Here is a 24,882-nt window from a genome sequence, read left to right on the forward strand (position 1 = left end):
AGCGGTTAGTCAAATCTTTAAAGGATATCAACCATGATTGAAGTGCCAATTCTCGGTGAAGTCCAACGATATGAGTTCGATAATTGGCTAAAAAGTAAGCCTATTGCTGTAGACGTCTTTGGTGGCAAAAAGGTTGAGTTCATTTTAGAAGGTTATGCAGAAGATGAGGCCAAAGAGGATTTTCATCAAGCCATCGCTAACTTTTTAACTATTGATGAGTCGGTCTTGAAGCAAGCCCAAAGCCATATTTATCAATATTACAAAGACGTGGCCGATTATGTGACACCAGAGGAAGATGGTTATATCGGGGCTGTAGATCCACAAGGTATTTGGCAACATATTGAGCTTGGCGCTATGCCTGTAGTCAGTCGGCGTGCTTATGGAGATAAAGAAGTTTATATCTCCTTAGAGTGCGGTTGCGACTGGGAGCCAGAGCACGGCCTGCAAATTGTCTTTAAGCAAGGTCTAGTCGTCACTAAAGTAGGTCCTTACGACGGTCACCTTACCAATTCCGATGCTTATGCAGACGATAAGTTAGAAAATGTTATTTATTATTAATAGCTGAGCTAAGTTATGTCAGGTGGGTTAGCGATTGCACAAGCCATTTTTTAATTAATACGTTTCATTTTCGCTGTAGTCTCTAACTGTTTAATAAACCGCGCAACCTATGTTAACCTGCAACATGCCCATTCCCTATCAGACCATCCAATTACTCGATGACATTACCATCACCGTCAAACGCATCGACCAAGTGCATCCGACCATCTCGGGCAATAAATGGTTCAAGCTCAAATACAATCTGATTGAGGCCAAGCGGCTAGGATATTCGCAATTGCTTAGCTTTGGCGGGGCGTATTCCAATCATATTCACGCCTTGGCTCATGCGGCTACGTCATTCGGCTTTGACAGTATTGGTATCATTCGTGGGGCAGAGTTAGCAGATAAACCATTGAACTCAACCCTCACGACGGCGCAAAGTTTGGGTATGCGGTTAGAGTTTGTCAGCCGTACCGATTATCGCCGTAAGCATACCCCTGAGTTTTTAACTGAATTGCAAGCCCGTTATCCCAACGCTTATATCATTCCTGAAGGCGGGACCAATACGCTTGCGGTAAAAGGCTGCGAGGAGATTTTAAGTGAACAAGATTGCCAAGGTTTTGATGCTATCGTCTGCGCAGTAGGGACGGGCGGTACATTTGCTGGACTAATAAACGCGAGTCATCGTAATCAGAGATTACTTGGCTTTTCCGCCTTAAAAGGCGACTTTTTGATTAATGATATCCAGCAGTGGACAGAGGGTGATAAGCAAAACTGGACGCTATATTCGGAAGATAAGTTCGGCGGCTACGGCAAATTTAACGATGAGCTACTGACCTTTATTGCCGATATAAAAGCCCGCTATGCTCTGCCTCTTGAGCCTATCTATACGGGAAAGGCGTTTTATCGATTGTTAGCTATGATAGAGCAAGGCGACTTTGCATCAGCGAGTAAGATACTATTTATCCATACAGGCGGGCTACAAGCTTTTAATGGAAGTACATAACGTGAGTTTAAAGCTAAAGTGAAATAAGCTAATGACTTTCCAATAAATAACCCAATAAGTAGTACCGAAAGTTTGATTTTGTATTATCAATATCTAGGCTAGGCCTGCTTTGCTATAATGAAGCCACTTTAACTAATAATGACTTAATCTCACTTATGCGCATTCGCAAACTGTTCAAATTCGAAAACGCCCATATCGTGCGCAATTGTAGCTCAGACCGCTGCAAGCGCTCAATTCACGGGCACAGCTACCAGGTTGAGCTAATCTTGGAGGCGCAGCGTCTGGACCACGGTCAGATGGTCTATGACTTTGGTCTGCTCAAATCGTCGATTAAAGATATTATCGATAGCTTTGACCATGCCATTTGTTTTTGGAATAAAGACGACCCTGAGTATATTGAAGCGTGCAAAAAGTTTAGCGCGCGCTGGATTAGCTTGCCTGTGTCACCATCGGCCGAGCAGTTCTCGCGCGTCATATTTTTTTGGGCAGATAGCATCTTAAAGCAAACGCAAATGCAAAACGGCGAAGCAGACGTCAGCGTCTATTCGGTCATCGCTCATGAGACAGCTACGGGCTACGCGCAGTGCTTTAGCGAGGACGTCACCAATGAGCATATGGGCAAGCTTGAGCTTGCAGACTTTGAGTTTAGTGATCAGATCAAAGCCGAATGGAGCGACCCTGAGATGTATCATAAGCTTATTAAAGGTCAGCCCTTTATTAATCCGAAAGTTAAGTTACAGGTGACCAATGCTTGAGGCACTAAATAATTCTATGCCCTTAACGCTGACACTGACGTTAAGTTCTGAAGCCGATACTCAGCGCCTGGCTGAACAGTTGGCAGACCTGAATCTAGCAGGCAGTGTTTGGTTATCTGGTGACTTGGGTGCAGGCAAGACTACATTAACGCGATATTGGCTACATGCATTGGGTCATAGCGGTGCGGTCAAAAGTCCGACCTATACTTTGGTTGAACCCTATGAGATTGCGCTGCAAGGCGAGAGTGGCAAGGGCAGGAGTAAGCCGGTATATCACGTTGATTTATACCGTTTACAAGACCCTGAAGAGCTGTCGTTTATTGGCTTTGATGAATATCAGGATGACCCGAACGCGCTATTAATTATTGAGTGGGCCAGTCGTGCCGAAGACTATCTCACGCCGCCTGTATTGCTAATAGATATCGCTCAAGCAGACAACAGTAGCGATGATGGTAAAGAGGGGCGTCAAGTTCAATTGACTGTCACTACGCAAGGTAAGGTAGCAGGTATTGAGCTGACTGACTTTACTAACTTTTAAATTTTTAATCTTTTGAATCTTAAGAAGTGATGGTGTGATAGCTGTCATGTCTTGCGTTATTGTTATTTAAAATAGCCTAAGTAAAAATAAATCAACTTACCCTATTTATAGACTATCCAAACTATATAAGTCTCCCTTCTATGCCACCGATGATGTCTTCCAACAATTCCTGTCATTCACGGATCAAAAAACTACCGCCATTATTAATCAATCAATTGGCCGCAGGCGAGATTGTCACTCGGCCAGCCTCTGTGGTCAAAGAGCTGCTAGAGAATGCCATTGACGCCGGTGCTACCCAAATTGAGATTAAAGTCACTCAGGGCGGCATGGGCATGATTGAAGTCAGTGACAATGGCTGCGGGATTCATCCTGATGATATGGTGATGGCGGTCACGCGGCATGCGACCAGCAAAGTCGCGGATGTGGCTAACCTTCAAGGTATTACCACCTTAGGTTTTCGCGGTGAAGCATTGGCATCGACAGCGGCGGTATCGAGATTGACCTTATCGAGCAGTCATGACGATAGTGGCATTGGTCGGCAGTTAAGTGTCGCAGGTATCTTAGAAGAGTCGCCCATATTAGCGCCGATAGTTCACTCGCAAGGTACGACGGTTCTGGTCAAAGACCTGTATTTTAATGTACCTGCGCGTCGCGGTAATCTAAAATCCGTCGCTACTGAGTTCGCCCATATCGAATCTGTGGTTCGTGAGGTTGCTGTGGCTTATGCCGATGTTAGCTTAACCTTATATCACGAACAAAAAAAGCGCTTAGTTCTGCTGGCGAGTGAAGCACAAGCAGATAATGAAGTGCTCAATGCTGATCTGTTAGGGGATAGTGACAAAGTTGGTCGTTTGCCTTTATCACGATTAGAGCAAGCGCTTGGTATGTCATTAACCGCGCAAAGTGTGCCTTTAATTGTGGATTTGGCAGGTTTGCTAGAGTCGCAGCGTGAAAGTACTTCAGCGCCAGTGACGGTAGATGACAGCCTTACTTACGGTAGTGAGTCACAAATTTTGGGCAATCCGCAAATTGAGGGCTGGCTTTGGACTGCGCAGCAGTATCAGTCGCCGCCATCACTTCCTAAGCTTATCTATGTCAATGGTCGCCTTATTAAAGACCAGATCATTGCTAGCCAATTGCGCCAAACCATTCAAAGTGCGGCGACGACTGCCTGTGGTTATGCGCTGTATTTCCAACTGCCCACGCATTGGCTTAACGTGAATGTGCATCCGAGTAAGCAGCGCATTAAGATTCATGCGCTGGCTAATATTATGGCGCATCTCGACTATGCGATTAAAGCAAAGCTCGGGGTTTTTAGTTCCAAGAGAATACAATCGAATTCTTCAACCAGTTATTCGGATAATCCATTAGTAAGCGATCAGCGGCAGGTTAAAGAACGCACTCAGGCTTATCGAACGGCTAAAAGTTCGGCAAATTCACTATCTAATACCAGTCAGGTTCACGGTCAGTTAACAGATAGCAATGACTTCTCTAGTACTTCGTTCAATAACAATCTTGGCAGTATGAACAACCTTGTGCAAAGGCATGAGCAAGACCATCTTGCCAATATAGATAAGGCGATAGTAAGTGCAAGACCATTGCCAACGGCGTTGTCAAACTCTCAAGGATTAGACGATTTACCGAGACTACTAAAAGTCATCACTAAGCGGCCAGATAATAGTGGCTCTGTTGACCATGATTTCACTGAGTATAGTGTCGATACTCCTTTGCTATTACTTTACTGGCGTGACCAGCATTTTGTAATAAGCTATCAAGAGCTTCTTAAACTATTGCTACAAGAGGACGATAAGAAAGTTGTAGAAATCGATAGTGGTCAGGATGCTATAGCGATTCGTCATCACTATAACGACTGTCTATCAGGAATCTCGAATGACGAAGCCGCAAGAAGTCAGCTGATCGATAGCCTAAATCACTACTCCATGGCGGTATTAGGTATAGAGCAGTTACTTCAAATTATGCTGAACAATTTGATAGAACCAAGCGGTAACCGTAATGACAGTTAATAAGATGAATGAGCTTAACATTGACAACAATAGTGTCGTCTGTCTCATGGCGCCAACGGCTAGCGGCAAAACTGCATTGGCATATGAGCTATATGATTCAGGACGCTATGAGCTGATCTCTGTAGATTCGGCGCTGGTATATCGGGATATGAATATCGGTACGGCAAAACCAACGGCGGATGAGCTTAAGAGCTATCCCCATCATTTGGTAGATATTATCGATCCGACACAAAGCTACAGTGTGGCAGAGTTTGTTCGGGATGTGGAGCGCCTTATCCCTAGTATTCACGAAAAAGGTAAAATTCCGTTACTGGTTGGCGGCACAATGATGTACTATATGGCGCTGTTTGAGGGCATCTCAAATGTGCCGGATAGTGATGCTCAGGTTCGAGCCGAAGTAGAGCAGTGGCGTCAAGCCGAGGGCATTGATACCCTGTACCAGTATTTGGCAAACGTAGATCCTGTTAGCCATGCTAAATTGAAGCCCGCTGATACGCAGCGCATTACTCGCGCGGTAGAAGTGTTCAAGCAGACTGGTCGAGCGATGAGTGAGTGGCAAGCCCAGCCTAAACGAGCTTTAGCGCTAGAAAGCGGCCATCAGTGGTATGGATTAACAATAATGCCTGATCGCACTTGGCTTCACGAGCGCATTGAACAGCGGTTGGATATTATGTGGCAGCAAGGATTGGTTAATGAAGTTATTAGCCTACTTAAACACTATGCATTGTCTCCAGATTTGGCATCAATGCGCTGCGTGGGCTATCGACAGGTTTTAGAATATTTAGTAAGGATTTCACACCCAGTTTTAGAGCTTGATCATCTCGATAGTGAGCAATTTTACAAGGCATTTTTGCCCAGTAAAAATAGCGTTCAAACTGCTACAGTTTCTCTACCAAACCACCACACTGAGGTACAGAAGCTCGCTTGTTATGAGATGCGAAATAAGGCATTATATGCAACACGGCAACTGGCAAAACGTCAGTATACATGGCTCCGTAAACTGAATAAGCTCTCCTGTAATTTGTCTTCATCGGATAGCTTATCTGAACGTATTGTTCTTGCTCCATCATTGCATATTTTTGACTCTATTAAAGAAGTAAGACCATACTTAAAATAACTTTGTAAAGTTTGATAAATTTTATATCTATTAATGTTTTATATCTATTAATAAGCAGCCCATGGAAAATATTGTTGTAGATAAGTCAGATTACGACATGATGTTTGGCGAAATAGCGTCCTCCTCCAATTGGACATATAAATTTATCTTGCTTTTATAAATTATTTATAATTTTTGATTCTATGAATCTTGAATAATCATACTTAATTTATTTTTATTTATTACGCTATTTTCAGGAGTTATCTCATGTCTAAAGGACAAACCCTACAAGATCCTTTCTTAAACTCACTTAGAAAAGACAGAATTCCAGTCTCTATCTTTTTGGTTAATGGTATAAAACTACAAGGCCAGATAGAGTCATTTGATCAATACGTGGTTTTGCTAAAAAATACCGTTAGTCAAATGGTCTATAAGCATGCTATTTCAACCGTAGTGCCAGCGCGCAACCCACGAGGCAGTAATCCAGCAACAACAGGTGGTATGCAAGGTGGCTATCAAGGCGCAGGTCCTATGGTTGGAGGCTTTGAGCGTGGTGGTTTTGATCAAGGCGGTGGTTTCGGTGGTAATCGAGGCGGCTTTAACCGTGGCGGCTTCAATCAAGACCGTGGCTTCCCTCAAGATCGTGGATTCTCCCAAGATCGCGGCTTTGAGCGCGGCGGCTTTGTCCAAGATCGCGGCTTTGAAGAGCGCAGCTTTGAGCCTAAAGGCGATAATGGTCATGACGATTTCGACGACGCGCCTAAAGATGACTTTGGCAATAACAGCTAATTATCACAGCTAGTTATCAAAGGGGGGCTTAATCGGCCAATCTAGTAGCTGTAGCTATCTAATCTATGTGCTATCTATTGACCTACTATTAAGTAGGTCATTTTTTAAGGAGAACTCTATAGATCGCTTGATAAGTTGTCTGGCGGTGCTACCATTGTTAAACTCCTTAGAATTGTACTTGTTAGCTGGGGACTTGATAATTCTCTAAGCGGTTTGCCCCTATATTTGGTAATGTCTACGATTTAATCTATACTCGCAGACTTTAGTGGTTTAGATAAGCAGAGTGATTTCATGACGAATTTGAGCGATGATCAATTCATTGAGACAGCAGTTAATGCTATTCAAACTGAGCAAGCCGCACTAAGTTTATTGATTGAACAGCTAGATAATAGATTTGCCCGTGCTTGTGAGACAATTTTGCAGTGCGAGGGCCGGGTGGTTGTCACCGGAATGGGTAAGTCGGGATTGATCGGCCGAAAAATGGCAGCTACCTTTGCCTCGACAGGGACACCTGCATTCTTTATGCACCCTGGTGAGGCAGGTCATGGCGATCTAGGTATGTTGGTAAAAGGTGATGTGTTAATTGCCATTTCAAACTCTGGTGAGTCTGACGAGATCAAGACCTTATTGCCAGTCGTTAAGCGGTTAGAGATTCCGCTAATCAGTATTAGTCGGGATAAGCGTGGTATCTTACCCAAGTCGGCAGATATTGCGCTAACGCTAGGGCAGTCTGACGAAGCCTGTCCGTTAGGACTAGCACCAACCTCTAGTACCACAGCAACCTTAGCGTTAGGCGATGCTTTAGCTGTGGCATTGGTGCATGCGCGCGGATTTACCTCAGAAGATTTTGCGTTGTCACATCCAGCAGGTGCTTTGGGTCGACAGCTACTGATGCGCGTTGAGGATTTGATGCATCCCCTAAGTGAGTCATTACCTATTGTTCAGTCTACTGCGGCGCTGCATGAAGCGTTATTTACAATGACTAGTGGAAGACTGGGCATGACCGTCATTGTCGAGGGCGATAATAGCGTAGGGAGCAGTAATAAGGTAGTTGGCGTCTTTACCGATGGTGATTTGCGCCGAGGTCTTGAGAAAGGTATCGATCTGGCGACAACTATCAGTGACGTTATGACTAAATCACCGCAGAGTGTGAATAAAAATATGCGTGCTTCGGATGCGCTTAGCGTCATGAACGAAAAGAGTATTAATCAGCTGCTAATTTTAGATGAAGATCAGTCGCTTGAAGGTATTATTACGGTTCATGATCTGCTACAAGCAGGGGTTAAATAACGCTGAATCATGACGAACTATTTAACCTAATTTGGCTAATATAGCTGACTACCAACCTTAAAGTCGATGCTAATAATAGATTGCTATTAACACATTACTAATAACAGATTGTTAATAAGAGACTACGATGAAAGATTTGCTAGAAAAAGCCAGTAAAGTAAAAATGTTGGTGTTAGATGTCGATGGGATATTATCAGACGGTAAGATTATTTATGACGCTAATGGGGTAGAGACCAAGGCCTTTTCCGTTCAAGATGGTATTGGTACTAAGGCTTTAGGCAAGTATGGTATCAAAACTGCCATTATCACGGGTCGTACTAGCCCAATGGTAGAAAAGCGTGCTAATGAGATCGGTATTGACCATCTGGTTCAGGGTCGTGATGACAAGCTGGTGGCTCTACAAGAGCTGTTAAAAGATCTGCAAGCTGACGGCAGTAATATATCAGCCCAAGATTGCGCTTATATGGGTGATGACTTGCCAGATATTAAGGCCTTGCAGTCTGTTGGCTTTGCTGCCACTGTACCTAATGCGCATTCAGAGGTGATCAATCGAGTCGATATGGTAACGACCAATGCTGGCGGTTGCGGCGCGGTTCGCGAAGTCTGTGATTTAATACTAAAAGGTCATGGGCATTATGATGACTTTATAGCAGGCTATGTCTTAAAGAGCGATATCGATGGGACTGATCGCTCGTGAATGCTAAAGTTCTCATCTTTGTGGCGTTGATTGTCGCGGCAGTAGCTGCTTGGTTTTTTCACAAGCAGGAGTCAGTTGCCCCTAAGATAAATATCGAACCGTCTGAAGTAGACTATGAGGCGACAGATATTAAGGCAGTACAGACCAACGATGAGGGAGATACTGAGTATGAGCTTAACGCCGACTCATTGACCCACAATCCCACGACTAACCAAGATGAGATGTCTGGTATTACGATGAATTGGGCACCAGGGACTGAGCAGCGTTATCGTATAGAAGCCGGATCTGCAGCCATTAATCAGCAGACAGGGGAGCTAAAGCTCTCTGGTGGGTTCTTACTAAGCAGTAAAGGACTGCCAGACTCTAGTAATAGCTCGTCAGCGGCCACGCCGATAACGATTACAGGTCAGACACTGATGGGTAATACTAAGGAGCGAGCTGTCTATAGCAATGACCCTGTTAAAGTCGTTCAAGGGGATAATCGCTTTGAGGCAGCTAGCATGAAAGCAAACTTAGAAGCAGGGGAGTACGAGTTTGGCCAAATCGCCATTACTTTTATGCCACCTGAGCGACAAGATGCTAAGCTATTTTAAAGGCTACGTTTGACTATGATTACAAGCTTGTAGATATGAGCGATAGTACGCTACTTATGGTGTCACTTATATCTTCTTACTTCAGCTTTATTTTATGCCTTCACAGTCTGTCTATTTATGCTTAAGTTAGTTTTTCAGTTAACATTGAAGCGTTAGGATACTTTAGAGAAGATTTATAAGGTTGTGATAGCATAAATTTATAATTCGGCCCCATTAAACTGTCATCAGTGTTACTTTAACAGGGTGATCTAATGATTAATGAGTATTATCTATGACCTCTATTTCTACTAGCAGCACTCCTCTTCTGTCAAATGGTACTGCCACTTCTAGCAGACTAATGGCTGGATTATTAATATCAAGCTTGATAGGCGTTAGCCTCTCTGCCCATGCCTTGCCATCTGATGCCAATGAACCTATTCGTTTATTAGCAGACAAAGCCACCTATAGCGAGCGTACAGGCGTGACCAGCTATTCAGGCAACGTCATCATTACCCAAGGCACGTTAAAGCTGACAGCGAATAATATTACGGTTAACCTCTCCTCAAACCGTAGTATCAATTCAGCGATTGCTACTGGTAGCCCTGCGACGATGCAGCAAGTCATCACTAAAGAAAAAGGGCTTGCGAAAGGCCAGGCTAATAAGATTGACTATAATGCTGTCACTGGAATTATCACCCTAACCGGCAATGCCAGACTCACGCAAAATGGTGCAAGCTTTGCTGGTAATGTCATTCGCTACAGTCTTAAGGCTGGGGATGTCGAAGCTACTGCAGGCGGCAGCCAACGAGTCGAGCTAGTCTTCCCCCCTAATAGCAATGCGTCGCAGCAAAGTTTGCGCTAGTCTACTTGCTAGTTATCAATACCTGATGGATGGGTAGGGATGGCAATATAATATTATCTAAGCTTGTGTCTTCTCTTCTTAAGATGAGCAGTAAAAGTCAGCAGGCAAGCCAACAGTCGTTGAGTTATTTATGAGTGATTTAAATTCTAGTAGCGCCTCGCCCTCTTCGAAGTCTTCATCGGCCATTAGTGATCGTATCAACTCTAACCCATCGAAGCCTACTGATGCTGGTAGGGATAAGGATAATGCTTCTTATGAGGGTATACAGACAGAGATAGCTACTGATGCTGCCACTGATATTGTCCCTAGTATCGCCACTAATATTGCGACTACGCCAAGATTGGTTATGCAGCATTTGGGCAAGCGCTATGGGAAACGCTGGGTCGTTAAAGACGTCTCCTTTTCGGTAGAGCAGGGTCAAGTTGTTGGATTACTTGGCCCTAATGGGGCGGGAAAGACGACTAGTTTTTATATGGTAGTCGGTTTGGTCAATATGGATAAGGGCCGCGTGACGCTTGGTAATGTAGATTTGTCAAAATATGCTATGCATGAGCGCGCGCGTGCAGGAATAGGTTACTTGCCACAAGAAGCGTCAATCTTTCGCAAGCTGACAATTGAAGATAATATTTTATCGATCTTACAGACGCGGCGCGACTTAGATAAGCAGCAGCAAAGGGATGAGCTTGAGAAGTTAATCGGTGAGTTTCATTTGGCCCACGTTCGTCACTCATTGGGTATGAGTGTCTCTGGAGGGGAGCGCCGCCGCTGTGAGATAGCAAGGGCATTGGCCGCTAATCCTAAGTTTATCTTATTGGATGAGCCGTTTGCAGGAGTCGATCCAATCTCTGTTAGTGATATTAAAGACGTTATTATTGCCCTCAAAAAGCGTGGTATTGGTGTACTGATTACCGATCATAATGTCCGCGAAACCTTAGCGATATGTGAAAAAGCCTACATTGTCTCCGAAGGCTCTATAATCGCTGAAGGGTCGCCTCAGGACATCTTAAATGACGAGTTGGTAAAGTCAGTCTATTTGGGCAAAGACTTTCAAGTGTAGTTGTTAGCAGTATAATCACTGAGGTCTTTGCTGTGCAGTGCTACAGTCGACTCTAAGTATAATAGATCTTTAAGTTATGCTACGGTACTGATATAAATTGTTCTGGCTTGTTGCGGACGTACCAACAAAGGCTGCAAAAAGTGCATTCCAATAATAAATATGAGACGTGATACCTACAGTCTTCAAAATTGGCGCATCTTGATATTACCTGCGTGCGCCCAGTAATATGGTTGTCAGCTTCCTAGCGATGATTCTAATAGAGACGCGATCCTCCTCTAATACCTTAGTTTTAATATAAAGTCGGCTTTTGCCTTCAAGCGCGCTTAAGTTTCGGCAGGCAATAACTTTGATGCCCTGACGTATCTTTTTTTTGATAGAGAGCGGCAGATCGGCAACTGCTATTCCGGTTAGCTTAAATCTCATTTCTAAAAAAAGGTAGTTACTCACAAACTGCCCTTCAATTGACAATCCTTTTATCGCAGCGATATCTACATGTTCAGCTTGTACCTGCTCACGCATTTGCTGCGTATATTTATAATCTTAATATCCAGGGTAACCAACATAGAGTGCTAAATAAGTAACGGTTAATACAACAGTAAAATTTTTCATTATTGAGCTATATATTTAGTTATGTATTTAATATTGTTAATATATTCTATAGTGTTATTTTAGTATTAAAAGTTAATTAGTAACCGTATCAAATTCATACTGCATTTGAGTAGAGAGATAACCGCATGTCAGTAGGGGAAGATACTACATTGCTTAAAAACCAATTGTAACAACAGCTTAGAAAGTACTTTTATAAGATGAGAGTAAATATAATCAAGGATTCAAATGGCAAAAAATAAAAGCAGCTACGTTTGCCAAGAGTGCGGGGCACATTTTGGCAAGTGGTCAGGTCAGTGTAGTGACTGTGGAGAATGGAACTGCTTGGTTGAAGCACCCAACGTTAGCATGCCCCATCATAAAGCAAACGTTGCAAAGTCCTCAGCCAAAACCGCCTCGGGCTCTAAGTCAACGCTGGGCGGTAACTACTCTGGATCACATAGCGCAGTCATGCCACTCAATGCCGTCAATGTAACTTTTGATACGCGGCTGCCTACTGGGATTAGCGAGTTTGATCGAGTATTGGGCGGCGGATTGGTCGCAGGCTCTGTCGTGCTAATAGGTGGCCCTCCAGGTATCGGTAAATCTACGATTTTGTTGCAAACTGCGACCAATATGGCGCGGATAGAGTCACCTGCTGGTAGTGCCCTTTATATCACAGGCGAAGAGTCACTCTCGCAAGTGGCCATGCGCGCTCAGCGTCTGGGGCTACCCGCAGATAGGCTGCGAGTCCTTGCTGAGACTAATGTTGAGACAATTTGCTCAGCGTTGACACAAGAGCAGCCAGCCATTGCTATTATCGACTCCATTCAGACGCTATATACCGATGCTATCAGCTCTGCACCAGGAGGGGTTAGCCAAATTCGTGAATCGGCCGCTATGCTGACTCGTTATGCCAAACAGACGGGCACAGCACTATTCTTAGTGGGGCATGTGACCAAAGAAGGCTCATTAGCAGGGCCAAGAGTTCTTGAGCATATGGTCGATACTGTACTGTACTTTGAAGGTCAGTCTGATTCGCGTTTTCGAATGATTCGCGCCGTTAAAAACCGCTTTGGCGCGGTCAATGAGCTGGGAATATTTGGTATGACCGATTTGGGTTTGAAAGAAGTGGCCAATCCATCGGCGATATTTTTGAGTCGTTATGATAAGCCGATAGCAGGGTCTGTGGTCATGGTCAGCCGAGAAGGGACTCGCCCACTATTGGTCGAAGTTCAGGCACTCGTGGATGATGCCCAAGGGCAACCTAGACGAATGGCATTAGGTCTCGATTTTCAGCGCTTATCAATGCTACTGGCGGTTATGCATCGCCATGGTGGTATTCATACTAGTGGTCAAGATGTCTATGTTAACGTAGTGGGGGGCGTTAAAGTCATTGAGACAGGCTCAGACTTGGCTGTACTATTAGCCTGTGCTTCTAGTATTAAAGAAAAGCCTCTGCCTTCTTCGCTTGCGGTATTCGGTGAGGTAGGACTATCGGGGGAGATTCGCCCCGTTCCTAATGGTCAAGAGCGTTTAAAAGAGGCGATGAAACACGGCTTTACTTATGCGATAGTGCCTAAGGCCAATGCCCCTACTAAGAACTCTACACAATTTAAGGGCATCGAGGTGATCGCTGTTGATAGGCTTGATGATGCCCTTGAGCGTGCCTTTGAGATTGACTAGAGTATTTTGATAAAACCACGAAAGTCCTTAACAGCATAGTCTTGCCATACAAAAAGCCTCAATAGATATTGAGGCTTTAATAAATTATAGAAGCGCTAAGGGCAAAGATAAAGATCTAGAGTTATGGTCCAGAAACGCGCTCGATTGAAACATTACCGACACCCTTACTGGTGATGCCGAGCTTTTTGGCAGCGCCATACGATAAGTCAAGAACACGGTTACCATGGAAAGGACCACGGTCGTTAACTTTAACGACCACACTTTTACCATTAGATTTATTAGTAACCTTAACGTAACAGTTTAGCGGTAAGGAGCGATGAGCTGCGGTCATGGCGTTCATATCGAAGGTATCGCCGCTTGCCGTCTTACGGCCATGAAATTTACGACCATACCATGAAGCCAGTCCCGTTTGCTTGAACTTGCTGACCGTATTAGAGGCGACAGCAGTTAAGCGCTCTAGCACATCATCATCGTTAGTAACGATGTCACTTTGCGCTGTCAAAAGTGGGCTATTCAAGGCTAAAGATGTAGGCTGACGCGCTGACTTTACTAGGCTTGACGCATTGTTGTGTTGCTTGGTCAGTTCGCTTAATACGCGGTCTATGTTTGGAGTAGAGTCTTGAGACAGTAACGGTGCCGTTGGCGTTTCAACAGCACGAGCACTTGAGGCCATTGCTGTGCCAGCGCAAAAAAAAGTCGCTGACATCATAATAAGACCAGAAAGACGCTTGTTCATAGGTACCTCATAATGGTGTTGACTACTGGCATAACGCTATTAACTTAGATAATTGTTAAGCTAGCGTTATGCCACATCCTCTATTATGACACTTATTCATCGGACAGCTTGTGTCTAAAATTACTGTGCAAACTGTCAGCGATACTAATTAGAGGGGCCAAAAAGGGAGTTAACCAAGGTCAAATATATAGGGGCGTATTTAATCAATTGCAATACTCTATATCGTGACTATCTTATAAATATGATGACTCATCACTCTGATCGGATAAGCGTAATCATATTTGCTAGCGAGTATTAACAGTGATTAAATAGGCAATATCAACCTTAGCTTGCCTTCATAAAAGAGTGTTCAATCATGTAGGGTAACAATAAAATATAACCTAATAATTAACCGTATGTAGGTCATAAAAGTTAAATGTATGATTTTTGTTTAAGAAGCATACTCAAAAAGACTACCGTAAATTAATACAAATAACAAGTAAAAAATTAGTTTGGCTGACTAGCGTGCCACTAAAAAAGAGTGCCAAATCTATATAAATAGTTATCTAAAGGGCTATGCGATATCCTCATGTATCAATGACTATTGACCACGGTGGGTATGGATAGACATGAGTAAACCAAACCCAGCCATTAAGGTGACAATAGCCGTACCACCATAGCTGATAAATGGTAGTGGCACACCAACCACAGGTAAGATACCACCGACCATGCCTACATTGACAAAGACATAAACAAAAAATGATAAGGCTATAGCCCCAGCTAATAACCTTGAGTAGGCATCTGGATTGACATAGGCGATATAGAGCGCTCGAATAAGTAAACAAGCGTAAAAGAACATCAGTAGCATTACCCCAAGTAGCCCGAACTCCTCAGAGAATGCAGCAATAATGAAGTCGGTATGACCTTCTGGCAAAAAGTGTAAGTGCGACTGAGTACCTTCTAAGTAGCCTTTGCCAGTGAGACCACCAGAGCCAATGGCTGTCTTAGATTGCATAATATTCCAGCCTGCCCCTAGGGCGTCAGCTTCAGGGTTTAGTAGGGTCAATACCCGAGTACGCTGATAGTCATGCAGCAAAAACTGCCAAGCAAAAGCCGTCAATGGAATGAGCATTGCAATAGCGCTACCGATCATCCACCAAGGTAGTCCTGCTAAAAATAATACAAATATCCCACTAGCAGCGACCAGTAACGACGTACCAAGATCAGGCTCTTTAGCGATCAGCAATACGGGTACGACGATAAGTGCCAAAGTGGCAGCCACACTAGAGATACTGGGAGGTAAGTCGCGCTTAGATAAGAACCAGGCACACATCATCGGCATACCCAGCTTCATAAACTCTGAGGGCTGAACACTACCAAATCCTGGAATACGAATCCAACGCTGTGCGCCCATCCGCACCTCACCGATGACATCCACCAGTACCAGCAATACGACACCTGATAAATAAAATATCGGAGTCAGAGTACGGTAAAAGCTAGGCGGTATCTGTGCCATGGCATACATAACGACAAAAGCTAAACCATAACTCACAATCTGCCTTATGACCATGCTGACGTCTTGAGTGGAGGCGCTATACAAGATAGTCAAGCCAATAAAGCAGATCGTTAACAATAGTAAAGTCAACCAAGGATCTATATGAATGCGCTGCCAAATTGAGGGCGTAAAATCACGTCCTAGATGATGGCTCTGACGTGAAAATCGGTATTGCTGATTGGATGACATAAGCTCAAGGTCGATTATTAATAAAGAGAGATTGGATTAAGAAGTACTGCCACATCGCTATGTGTTAATAGCTAGCCCAACAGAGTGGTGTAAGAGTAACGGTTTCAATATTTAATCTTAATAAATAATCAAGACAGTGCAGACGACAGTGGCAAGATAACACTTAAAATATCGCAGTAGTTACACAATGAAGGTCAATAGTTTAGCTTGCGAATCAAATTTTTGATAGTATCAACAAGATGTTTTTAGCTAAAATGATGACTCAATATGCGCTTAGAGTTTATTGAATTGTGTCACCAGTTTTATAACTTAACTATATACTTGCTGCAATACCCTAGCCGCTATATTGCTGTCAGATGCTTAGCGCTGTCTTTAGCATTTCAACAAAGCAACAGTCAGATTGGTAAGTATAATAACAAAGGTAAAGGCAAACACATGGCTAACTATTATAACTGCCTCAGCGGTAAATTCCGATATGTTACTCTGCTGACTGCCTTAGGCGTTAGCACATGGTCAATAGCGATGAGTGCCAATGCGGCTATAATATCAGATAGCAGTGAGTATCAGATTCGCCGAATAGCGAACTCTGCGAATGGCAACACTGTAACCACTCCATTAGCTACCAACTATGCAGCAGCCGATAATAATCTGGCAAATGATATGACGGAGTATGTCTTTGCCTCTCGGACAGTAGCGGGCGATACCCTGCAAGGGTTAATCCAACAAAAACAGCGAGAATTCGAGCAAAGTCGCCAGTCTCAATTATCTATTGATGAGCGCAGTCAAGTGCGATCCCAAGGTCGCCGTAGCACTTATGCAGCACCTTATAGTGCTGGTATTACTATCGATACTCTAGACTTTAAGCGCTGGCTCAATGCTAATCCATACCGCGCTGAACAGGTCGCTAATTATCAGCGTTATTTGAGTGCTCAAGTTGGTGCGTATAATGTCCCGCCTATGGAGCAGCTTCTCACTACAGCCCGTAGCTGGGAAGAGTGTGGCTATGAGCCTTATCAACTACCGCCGCAGTATTTGTGGCAAAACATGGTACCGACGCTTAAGCTATATTCTGTCCTTAAGCAGCAAGGTGTATTACCTTCAGGTACAGTGATACGGTCAGTGTATCGTAGTCCCGACCTTAATCAATGTGCGGGTGGAGCTAGCAGCAGTAAGCATATGAGTAATGGTGCTATAGATATCTGGGTTCCAGAATTTGAAAATGATCTTTGGCGAATTCAAACGATGCAAGACAGTCTTTGTGAGTTTTGGCTATATCAGGGAGTATCCTATAACTTTGGTCTAGGCCTTTATCCAACAGGATCAATTCATATTGATACTCAAGGGCATCGTAAATGGGGAGGCAACTATGCAAGTAGTCGTTCATCTTGTCGATTTTAATAACTAATGCTGTTGATATGTGTTAATTTAATCATTGAAATCTAGATAAAATTTTAGTTTTGATGAATCCTGCAACTTTTTTTAAAAATGTTAAAATAATAAATAGCTGATCTAAATTTTACTGTTTGGATTGTACTAACGTAGACTTAACGGCTAGCGTCTTATGGCCATTAATAATTTTGCTCAGTTAAATAACTAATATTGTTGTTAGGTATCTAATTGATAACATTATATTTTTTTGTGAATTTTATAAAATAATATAGATATAATGCTGAGTAAAAGGAATATTATGAAGTCGATTGATCAATTTATATTGCACCCAAAAATAATATCATTACTTTTGAAACCTCTACTGCCATTGCCCTCTAAGCTTGTAAAAAAATACCTTACATATGATGATAACTATCAGACCAATCTCTCGCTATCTAGTGACGCGTGGCCTATGGCAAAGAGTGAAGGTTGTAGTAATGCACCTGATTCCAAAGATAATAACGAAACAAGAAGTGCTATGAAAACTAGCAGTATTTTAGGATTATGCGCCTTAATCTGTGTCGGTTGTACACCTGACCAAGCTGTTAATATAGCAAATCAGCCTTGGAAAGATGACAAGGGAGCAGCTAATGCCACGTTTATCGAGGTTGATGACGGTCAGCAAAATCAAGCTAATACAGATGCTGACGCGTTAGCGACAGATAAGTCAGATGATCGCGAAAGCAATACTGTTCAGAGTGTGGCCATTCTTAAGGCTCAAGCTTCTATTGCGCGCAGTCACAACAGTTTAAACGATGCTCAAGCTATAGAGGAGAGCCTAAGAAACTCTTATGCGCGCAAAGCCGCTAACCGAGCCGATATATGCCCAAAATTGGTTCAAAGGGAGCTTGACACCAATGTTATCAGACGTGTTAACGATATTATGATTGATAATTATTGTGACTATTTTCTCTACCCGCAGCCCGGTCAAAACATTCAAGTGACTAGCAACAATAATCAATTAGAGTTACTACTGATTGCCCCAGAGTTGTATGACTTTGCTAATGGTGCCTATCTAGTAACCAGCGCACAAAAACATGTCATTCGCCTCCAGTACGATGGTGCAGCACATAGACCGAAAGAAATTAGCTACGATGTCGAAATAATCATTGATAATTAAGGCTAATAATGCCGATATGATTAAGTTTAGTCATGAATGTCATAAAACGTCACTAATCATGGTATCCATAGCACAAATGCTTACTAAAGCAGACTAGCCTTTGCCTCAGGTTAGTCTGCCTAGTAATAGTGTACTTAGCTAATAAATTAATTTACTAACAAAAGCTAGTCTGAAGATGGAGTTGGGTCAGCTTCTAGCGTGTTGGTGGTGGGAGATAGGCCGTCTTTAGTACCATTGCCTACGGTGACTATTAAGAATTTATTAGGTTCAATCTTCTGATTTAAAGTGTCGTTGGCAGCTTTTAAGTCTACCTTATCGATTCGAGATAAGTAGTCTGTTAGGTAACTGTCTGGCAGCTTATAAAAGTTCATCATACTCAATAAGCCATTTATACCAGCATTACTAGCAAAGCTCATCGGAAAGCTGTTTTTAAGGTTGTCTTTGGTCAGCTGAAGCTCTTCATCGCTAATACCATCTTGCAACGTAGAGTTAATAGTCGCTAAAGTCGCATCGATAGCGGCATCTGCTTTATCATTTCTTGTCGAAAAGCCAATCTGATAGGAGCCGCGAGCTAGCATTGGTGCCATATGACCGGAGATGCCATAAGTATAGCCTAAGTTTTTACGGATCTCGGTCATCAATCTTGCGTTAAAGTCACCCCCTGCTAATACTTCATTACCGACCGCAAAGTTAGCTTGGCTTTGCAGTTCGGCCGCGCTATTACTACGCTTATCTCCCAACTGTCCCATGATGACTGTAGTCTGGGTGCTATCAAAAGGAATATGAATTCGCCTTCCTGCGTCTAGTGGTTTGGGGTCTGCTAGAGTCGGGGCAGGCTGACCTTTAGGCAGGACTTGAGTCAGTGAGTCGGCTAAAGTCTTGGCCTCATCTAAGGTTAAGTCTCCAGTAATGGCTAAGCTTGCATTGCTTGCGACTAAAAAGCGCGATTTGAAATCAGCCAAGTCCTGAGTGCTCAAGGTAGGAACTGTCTCTAAGGTACCAGAACTAGGGTGGGCATAAGGGTGGTCACCGAATAGAGCTTTATTAAATGCAAGACTGGCGACACTACTAGGGTCTTGCTGCTGCTGTTGTAATCCCACCATCAGCTGGGCTTTATTACGCGCTAGGATGTCGTCGTCAAATCGAGGCTCGGCAAGCATTTGTTTGACCAACTCCAAAGCTGGCTCTAAGTGCTGCTCATCTGATAAGCTGCGAATTGAGACGGTAAACATGTCCTTATAAGCATGACTACTAAGACTTACACCTAGGGTTTCAACTGCGCGGGTAAAGTCCTCTTCGGACAGTGTTTTGGTGCCTTGGGTAAGCATGGTTGCGGTCATTCCGGCTATACCAAAACCGTCTGGACGAATATCATTGTCTCTAGCACTGCCTGCATTAAAGCGTAAATCTACATCGACAATAGGTAAGGCGCTAGAGTGTACAAAAGCGACAGGAACACCCGCTTTGGTTTGGAAATGCTGAATATCAGGTAAGGTTAGCTTAAGCTCTGGACTGTTCTCAAGGCTCTCTAAGTCAGGCAGCGGCTCATTTGAAGTTGCCTCAAGTACGGCTAAGGCATCCTCATTTTGATAGTCATCAACTTGCTCAGCCAGTGCTATAGAGGGCAGTGCTAATGCAGCTGTAAAAAGTGAACAGCCTGTTAAAAAGGTGGCAACACCGTAGCGGGATTTTGCAAGAGTAGACTGACATTTGGGAATCGTTTTTGTGTGTTGATGTTTTTCACTGTACGCTAGCGTGGTGGAAGCGTTATAGATATCTGCTGTGTTATCGAAGTTGTTATTATTGAGGTTAATATCAAGGTTGTTATTAATTTGCATCATATTGTCTCAAAGTTAGTATAGTTTAAGTCCTGTGAATCTACGAGCATCTGGCTATTGAATACATAATAGAGCCTGTATATCAGTGATTTTACGCCTTACTTATAGTCAATTATGACCCAATATTGATCGCAGGCGTGACCCAGTGCTCATTGAATCTAGTAAACACTGGATTTAGTGCTTGGCATAATCAACAGACTCTATTTACAGTACTATTCTGGTTCGACATTCATAACCGATAAGTTATCCTTGACCAAGTATGTTTTAGCAGCCTTTTGAATATCACTAACACTGACCTGATCGAGTTCTGCTGGTAGCTTGGCGAGTAGTGTGTCATCTATACCTATCGACTGAAGCGAGCCTATCATTTGCGCTTGACCTTCCATACTGTCTTGAGCGTAAATAAGCCCAGTCATCGTATTGGTCTTAGCACGGGTAATCTCATCCGCAGCGATTGGGTCGGTCTTTAACTTTTCAATCTCTGTCAATATAGCGTTCTGTACTTGCTCAAGACTTACCCCTTCTCGCGGCGTCGCCTGAATCAGGAATAACCCATCGCCGCGCTCAAGTAAATCATAAGACGTGCCGACTGAAGCAAGAAGGCCTTGTTCGCGAACAAGGCGGCGCTCAAGTCTGGAGGACAGACCGCCATCTAAGACAGCTTGAGCTAATGATAATGCAAAGGTGTCCTTTCGCTGGGCTAGCGATTGGGTCTTGGGAGACTTATTATTCACAGTATGCGATTGAGTAGCTTGGTGATCGTCATTGTCTATAGTGGACCACAAGCTTGGCACATTGTAGGCCATTATTAGCACAGGTACCTTGACGGCTTGCTTAGTCGTCGTCTGCTCATAACCTCGAAATCCTGACTGTCTGACCGAAGCTCTTTTGGGCAGTACTCTCTTGGGAATGTCCGCAAAGTAACGCTTCACTTGCGTGAGGGCAGCATCTGGGTTGACATCGCCGACTATAACTAAGGTAGCATTGTTAGGGACATACCACTGCTTATACCAAGCCTTAAGATCTGGTAAGGTGATGGACTCAAGTTCAGCCATAGGCCCAATCACCGACTCGCCCTTTGGACTATCAGGCAGCGCTTGAAGGCGGAACGTCTCATAGGCTTTGGCAATAGGATCGTCATCAGTGCGCTGGCGCCGCTCCTCCATGACCACTTGATGCTCTTTGGCAAAGGCGGCTGGGTCAAATTGTAAGTTGGTCATGCGGTCGGCTTCCAGCTCTAGTGCTAGGCTTAAGCGATTAGCAGGAAATAGCTCATAGTAGCCTGTATAGTCGTAGCTGGTAAACGCATTATTGACGCCGCCGTACTTAGCGATCAATCGCTCAAAATCTGTACCTGATATCTGCTCAGTACCCTTAAACATCATATGCTCAAGTAAATGCGAGATACCTCCTTTATCACTAGGCTCATCACTTGAGCCAACCTTGTACCAAAGCTGTGTCATCACAACAGGGGCGCGGTGGTCTTCTTTAATGATAACTTTTAGGCCATTGTCTAGCTTATATTCGTGACGACCAGATAAGTCCATGGTTAAATTAGAGGAGGTAGTAGTGGGCTTAGTTGTAGACTGATCGGTAGATTGGATTTTCGATACAGGGTCGGTAGCAGTAGCATGGGGTAGGGACTGACAGCCACTTAATAACATGCCACTAATACCGATAGCTAGAGCGAGCTTGGTTAAGGATGAGACAGGGTTGATTGATTTTGCGGTATTAAAAAAAGACGACATAATGCTCTCTTAAAATAATTAAATTTTATTATTATCAGGGTTATTAGGCTTTGCCATTGGCTTTGATTAATAGCGCTTACAGGGTTTTATGAGCGCCTGTCATTACACTAACCGTTGGCTTGACAGTAGGAGCGGTCGTGCAGCCACTTAGTGTAGTGGCGGCTATAGCAGTACTCAATAATAGCGTAGCCAACGTCATCGCCTTCTTAGAGTACGGCGCTAAGTTGCTTTTAGCATTTGCGGTATTAATTGACAGTAAAGACATTACAATATCCTATTATTTTTAGTATCTTTTCTTCATGTTGTCATGATAAGAAAATTAAGTTAAAGAACGCACAAGGAACTGTAACTAAAAAACTCAATTGTTTGGTCATATTTTTGTGTGAAATTCTTAAACAAAGCTAACTTAAGCTAATTTTGCTCCTTATCAGATCACATCGTTAATAGGCATAGGCATCTAATGATACAGTCGCTTTCAAGTAGACATTAACGGTAGACTATAGAGAATATTGGTAATGCTCAACGACACTTAACTCAGACACTAGTTCAGGGAGCCTCATAGGCTAAAATGACCAACTCAGGCATGGGTAATAGGGAAATATGATAAACTACCAGCAATATAGCTGCGTATCAAAAGTATGAGCAAATATAGACCTATTTGAGCGCTGTTCAGCCACTTTTATTAAATGATTTATGATAGGCAAGGAATATGAATAATCAGAATAATCCGACTCGAGTAGTCATTGATCTTGATGGTAGTTTAGATGAGCTTGATGATGACGATATTACGCTGCCAAGTATGCCTGTGCAATCGGTGGCGATTGAAGAGAAGAGTCACGAAGTCAATGACGAGCACTCTTTCAAGGTTGAGTCTGCCTCAACCGCTGATTTAGATAAATCATTTGCGTCTACTCAGCCTATTAATACGACCTCGACCGTAGCTAATGACAGCAATACAACCATCGTTCCTAATCTACCTGAGCAGGCGTCTGTGATTGATGAGGGCAATTCAGATCATAGAGCCGCTGCCGAGTCGACAAGTCAAAGGAAGTCTAAAGAGTCAAAAGGCAGTTGGTTTAATCGAATGAAGTCTGGCTTGTCAAAGTCTCGTAAGAATTTGGCTGAGGGCATGGTCAATATTTTGATCGGTGGCAAGGAGATCGATGACGAGCTATTAGAAGAAGTTGAAGATCAGCTGCTGGTCGCAGATATAGGTGTCAATGCGACCAATCGGATTATCAAGAGCCTCACAGAGCAGACAGCTCGTGGAGATTTGATTTACTCGCACTCATTGTACAAAGCGCTGCAGCAAGAGCTGGTTGATATTCTAGAGCCAAAGGTAGCGCCATTAGTCATCGATACTAGTAAAAAGCCATTTGTTATTCTAATGGTAGGCGTCAATGGGGTGGGAAAAACCACAACAATTGGTAAATTGGCGAAGCGTCTGCAAAGTGAAGGCAAGTCCGTTATGTTGGCGGCTGGCGATACCTTCCGCGCCGCTGCCACCGAGCAGCTACAAGTCTGGGGTGAGCGTAATAATATTCCAGTCGTCGCTCAAGGTCATGGGGCTGATAGTGCCTCAGTAGTATTTGATGCCATGCAGTCTGCCAAAGCCAAGAATATCGATGTGTTAATTGCGGATACTGCAGGTCGACTGCAAAACAAAACGCATCTAATGGCGGAGCTTGAAAAGGTGGTTCGTGTGATGCGAAAAGCTGATCCTGACGCGCCGCATGAAGGCATGATCGTCCTTGACGCTGGCACTGGTCAGAATGCTATCAATCAAGTTGAAATATTTAATAAAGCCGTTCCATTGACTGGTATTACAGTGACCAAGCTAGATGGCACTGCCAAAGGTGGGGTAGTATTTAACATTGCCGAAACCACTGATATTCCAATTCGTTATATTGGTGTGGGCGAGTCTATCGATGATCTTCGCGCCTTTAGTCCGAAGCAGTTCGTCGCGGCTTTATTTGAGACAGATGAATAAAGCGTCGATCAATGTCTCTATAGCCTCTACAGTAGATCATGAGCTTTAATTATGCTGTGTTGATGGGACATTATCAATAATCGAGGTGCTACTATGATAGTCACTACTACGATTCTCAATGATTTTCGCGTACAGCTAGGAGGCCATTTAGTTGATGGTCTTCCTAAGCTTGTCTTTATCAACTGGATAGCGGACGATGCGCCTTGGTACCAGGCAAAGTCACTAGATAAGCTAACTAAACACTATCAAATCACCCCTGCTAATATTCAATTTATCGAGCAAGATAGCCTAAGCGAGTCTGATGCTATTCAGACGCTGCTCTTATCTACTATTAAACAGCTACAAGACTATGCAGCTGGTCAACAGCAAAGCTTCGATCTATCTTTAGATATGACTGTCGGCACACCATTTCAGCAACAAGTTTGGCAAGCGCTGCAAAGTATCCCTTATGGTGAGACGATTAGTTATGCTGACTTGGCTAAAACAATAGGTAAACCAACAGCTTACCGAGCGGTGGCTAATGCTAATGGGCGAAATCCATTCTCTATCGTAGTACCTTGTCATCGGGTGATAGCGAGTGATGGGTCGCTTGGAGGCTATACCGGCGGGCTAGATAAAAAACAATTTTTGCTTGAAATTGAGTCGTAATAACTGTTAACTTAAATAGTGTCATAGAACAGTCTTCATTGCTTGTTATATTATTTGTTAGTTATATTGTTTGCTAGCTTAATAGCGATGAGTTAATAAAGTGGAGTAAGTCATGACCTGGATAAGCTGTCAGTTATACACTGCTTTGGCTAGTCCT

At 43.5% G+C, this 24,882-nt stretch carries 23 protein-coding genes; 17 read left to right on the plus strand and 6 right to left on the minus strand.

All coding sequences use genetic code 11. From position 1 onward, the window contains the following. The first annotated feature begins 33 nt into the window (after positions 1–33). The 12 genes from EGV92_RS10120 to lptB all read left to right on the plus strand — a co-directional run bounded on the left by EGV92_RS10120 (position 34) and on the right by lptB (position 11,223). The gene (locus tag EGV92_RS10120) at positions 34–558 is read left to right on the plus strand and encodes a DUF6985 domain-containing protein (protein ID WP_131669148.1); all 525 of its coding nucleotides are present in this window, start codon (positions 34–36) and stop codon (positions 556–558) included. Between the two features lie 109 nt (positions 559–667). Beyond that, positions 668–1,543: a 1-aminocyclopropane-1-carboxylate deaminase/D-cysteine desulfhydrase gene (locus EGV92_RS10125; protein WP_131669149.1), complete on the plus strand. Its 876-nt coding sequence runs from the start codon at positions 668–670 to the stop codon at positions 1,541–1,543. Positions 1,544–1,698: 155 nt separating this feature from the next. Beyond that, a complete protein-coding gene (locus tag EGV92_RS10130) occupies positions 1,699–2,298 on the plus strand; it encodes a 6-pyruvoyl trahydropterin synthase family protein (protein ID WP_131669151.1) in 600 nt (199 codons plus the stop codon). Further along, positions 2,291–2,836, plus strand: a complete 546-nt coding sequence (gene tsaE / locus EGV92_RS10135; protein ID WP_341352813.1) for a tRNA (adenosine(37)-N6)-threonylcarbamoyltransferase complex ATPase subunit type 1 TsaE — start codon at positions 2,291–2,293, stop codon at positions 2,834–2,836. Before EGV92_RS10130 ends, tsaE begins: the two co-directional genes overlap by 8 nt. Before the next feature lie 152 nt (positions 2,837–2,988). Then, positions 2,989–4,860, plus strand: coding sequence for a DNA mismatch repair endonuclease MutL (gene mutL, locus EGV92_RS10140; protein ID WP_242678691.1), 1,872 nt, complete (start codon positions 2,989–2,991; stop codon positions 4,858–4,860). Beyond that, a complete protein-coding gene (gene miaA, locus EGV92_RS10145) occupies positions 4,850–5,977 on the plus strand; it encodes a tRNA (adenosine(37)-N6)-dimethylallyltransferase MiaA (RefSeq protein WP_131669155.1) in 1,128 nt (375 codons plus the stop codon). Before mutL ends, miaA begins: the two co-directional genes overlap by 11 nt. A 246-nt stretch (positions 5,978–6,223) precedes the next feature. Further along, a complete protein-coding gene (gene hfq / locus EGV92_RS10150) occupies positions 6,224–6,745 on the plus strand; it encodes an RNA chaperone Hfq (protein ID WP_131669156.1) in 522 nt (173 codons plus the stop codon). Positions 6,746–7,036: 291 nt separating this feature from the next. Beyond that, positions 7,037–8,035, plus strand: a complete 999-nt coding sequence (locus EGV92_RS10155) for a KpsF/GutQ family sugar-phosphate isomerase (RefSeq protein WP_131669158.1) — start codon at positions 7,037–7,039, stop codon at positions 8,033–8,035. Positions 8,036–8,162: 127 nt separating this feature from the next. Then, entirely contained in the window at positions 8,163–8,732 is a 570-nt protein-coding gene (locus EGV92_RS10160; protein ID WP_131669160.1) for a KdsC family phosphatase, read from the plus strand. Beyond that, a complete protein-coding gene (gene lptC, locus EGV92_RS10165) occupies positions 8,729–9,325 on the plus strand; it encodes an LPS export ABC transporter periplasmic protein LptC (protein ID WP_131669161.1) in 597 nt (198 codons plus the stop codon). The genes EGV92_RS10160 and lptC overlap by 4 nt, the downstream gene beginning before the upstream one ends. A gap of 337 nt (positions 9,326–9,662) precedes the next feature. Then, a complete protein-coding gene (gene lptA / locus EGV92_RS10170) occupies positions 9,663–10,166 on the plus strand; it encodes a lipopolysaccharide transport periplasmic protein LptA (protein ID WP_207401784.1) in 504 nt (167 codons plus the stop codon). A 346-nt stretch (positions 10,167–10,512) separates the two neighbouring features. Further along, complete coding sequence (gene lptB / locus EGV92_RS10175) at positions 10,513–11,223, plus strand: LPS export ABC transporter ATP-binding protein (RefSeq protein WP_131669289.1); 711 nt, start codon at positions 10,513–10,515, stop codon at positions 11,221–11,223. Between the two features lie 204 nt (positions 11,224–11,427). On the opposite strand, the gene EGV92_RS10180 is transcribed toward lptB, so the two are convergent. Continuing rightward, complete coding sequence (locus EGV92_RS10180) at positions 11,428–11,742, minus strand: hypothetical protein (protein WP_131669163.1); 315 nt, start codon at positions 11,740–11,742, stop codon at positions 11,428–11,430. A 315-nt stretch (positions 11,743–12,057) separates the two neighbouring features. On the opposite strand from EGV92_RS10180, the gene radA reads away from it, so the two are divergent. Further along, complete coding sequence (radA, locus tag EGV92_RS10185; RefSeq protein WP_131669164.1) at positions 12,058–13,494, plus strand: DNA repair protein RadA; 1,437 nt, start codon at positions 12,058–12,060, stop codon at positions 13,492–13,494. Between the two features lie 121 nt (positions 13,495–13,615). On the opposite strand, the gene EGV92_RS10190 is transcribed toward radA, so the two are convergent. Together EGV92_RS10190 and rodA are read right to left on the minus strand one after the other, a co-directional pair. Next, on the minus strand, positions 13,616–14,230 hold the full coding sequence (locus tag EGV92_RS10190) for a septal ring lytic transglycosylase RlpA family protein (protein ID WP_131669166.1): 615 nt from the start codon (positions 14,228–14,230) through the stop codon (positions 13,616–13,618). Between the two features lie 580 nt (positions 14,231–14,810). Then, positions 14,811–15,953: a rod shape-determining protein RodA gene (gene rodA, locus EGV92_RS10195; protein ID WP_131669168.1), complete on the minus strand. Its 1,143-nt coding sequence runs from the start codon at positions 15,951–15,953 to the stop codon at positions 14,811–14,813. 435 nt (positions 15,954–16,388) lie between these two features. Here rodA and EGV92_RS10200 point away from each other — a divergent pair, with 435 nt between their 5' ends. Next, positions 16,389–17,351, plus strand: coding sequence for a D-Ala-D-Ala carboxypeptidase family metallohydrolase (locus EGV92_RS10200; protein WP_242678692.1), 963 nt, complete (start codon positions 16,389–16,391; stop codon positions 17,349–17,351). A 442-nt stretch (positions 17,352–17,793) separates the two neighbouring features. After that, positions 17,794–18,501, plus strand: coding sequence for a hypothetical protein (locus EGV92_RS10205; protein ID WP_131669169.1), 708 nt, complete (start codon positions 17,794–17,796; stop codon positions 18,499–18,501). A 164-nt stretch (positions 18,502–18,665) separates the two neighbouring features. Here the strand turns inward: EGV92_RS10205 and EGV92_RS10210 are convergent, their stop codons facing one another. From EGV92_RS10210 to EGV92_RS10220, 3 genes are all read right to left on the minus strand, one after another. Continuing rightward, positions 18,666–20,342, minus strand: a complete 1,677-nt coding sequence (locus EGV92_RS10210) for a M16 family metallopeptidase (RefSeq protein ID WP_242678693.1) — start codon at positions 20,340–20,342, stop codon at positions 18,666–18,668. Between the two features lie 209 nt (positions 20,343–20,551). After that, positions 20,552–22,087 carry a M16 family metallopeptidase gene (locus EGV92_RS10215; protein WP_207401780.1) on the minus strand — a complete coding sequence of 512 codons (1,536 nt, stop codon included), beginning with the start codon at positions 22,085–22,087 and terminating at the stop codon, positions 20,552–20,554. 76 nt (positions 22,088–22,163) lie between these two features. After that, positions 22,164–22,352 (minus strand): hypothetical protein, encoded by a 189-nt coding sequence (locus EGV92_RS10220; protein ID WP_131669170.1) that lies wholly within the window; start codon positions 22,350–22,352, stop codon positions 22,164–22,166. Between the two features lie 444 nt (positions 22,353–22,796). Here EGV92_RS10220 and ftsY point away from each other — a divergent pair, with 444 nt between their 5' ends. Next, positions 22,797–24,077 carry a signal recognition particle-docking protein FtsY gene (gene ftsY, locus EGV92_RS10225; protein WP_131669171.1) on the plus strand — a complete coding sequence of 427 codons (1,281 nt, stop codon included), beginning with the start codon at positions 22,797–22,799 and terminating at the stop codon, positions 24,075–24,077. 93 nt (positions 24,078–24,170) lie between these two features. Further along, on the plus strand, positions 24,171–24,725 hold the full coding sequence (locus tag EGV92_RS10230; RefSeq protein ID WP_131669172.1) for a methylated-DNA--[protein]-cysteine S-methyltransferase: 555 nt from the start codon (positions 24,171–24,173) through the stop codon (positions 24,723–24,725). The last annotated feature ends 157 nt before the right edge of the window (positions 24,726–24,882 follow it).

It is taken from the genome of Psychrobacter pygoscelis (genome assembly GCF_004335015.1).
Lineage (GTDB): Bacteria > Pseudomonadota > Gammaproteobacteria > Pseudomonadales > Moraxellaceae > Psychrobacter > Psychrobacter pygoscelis.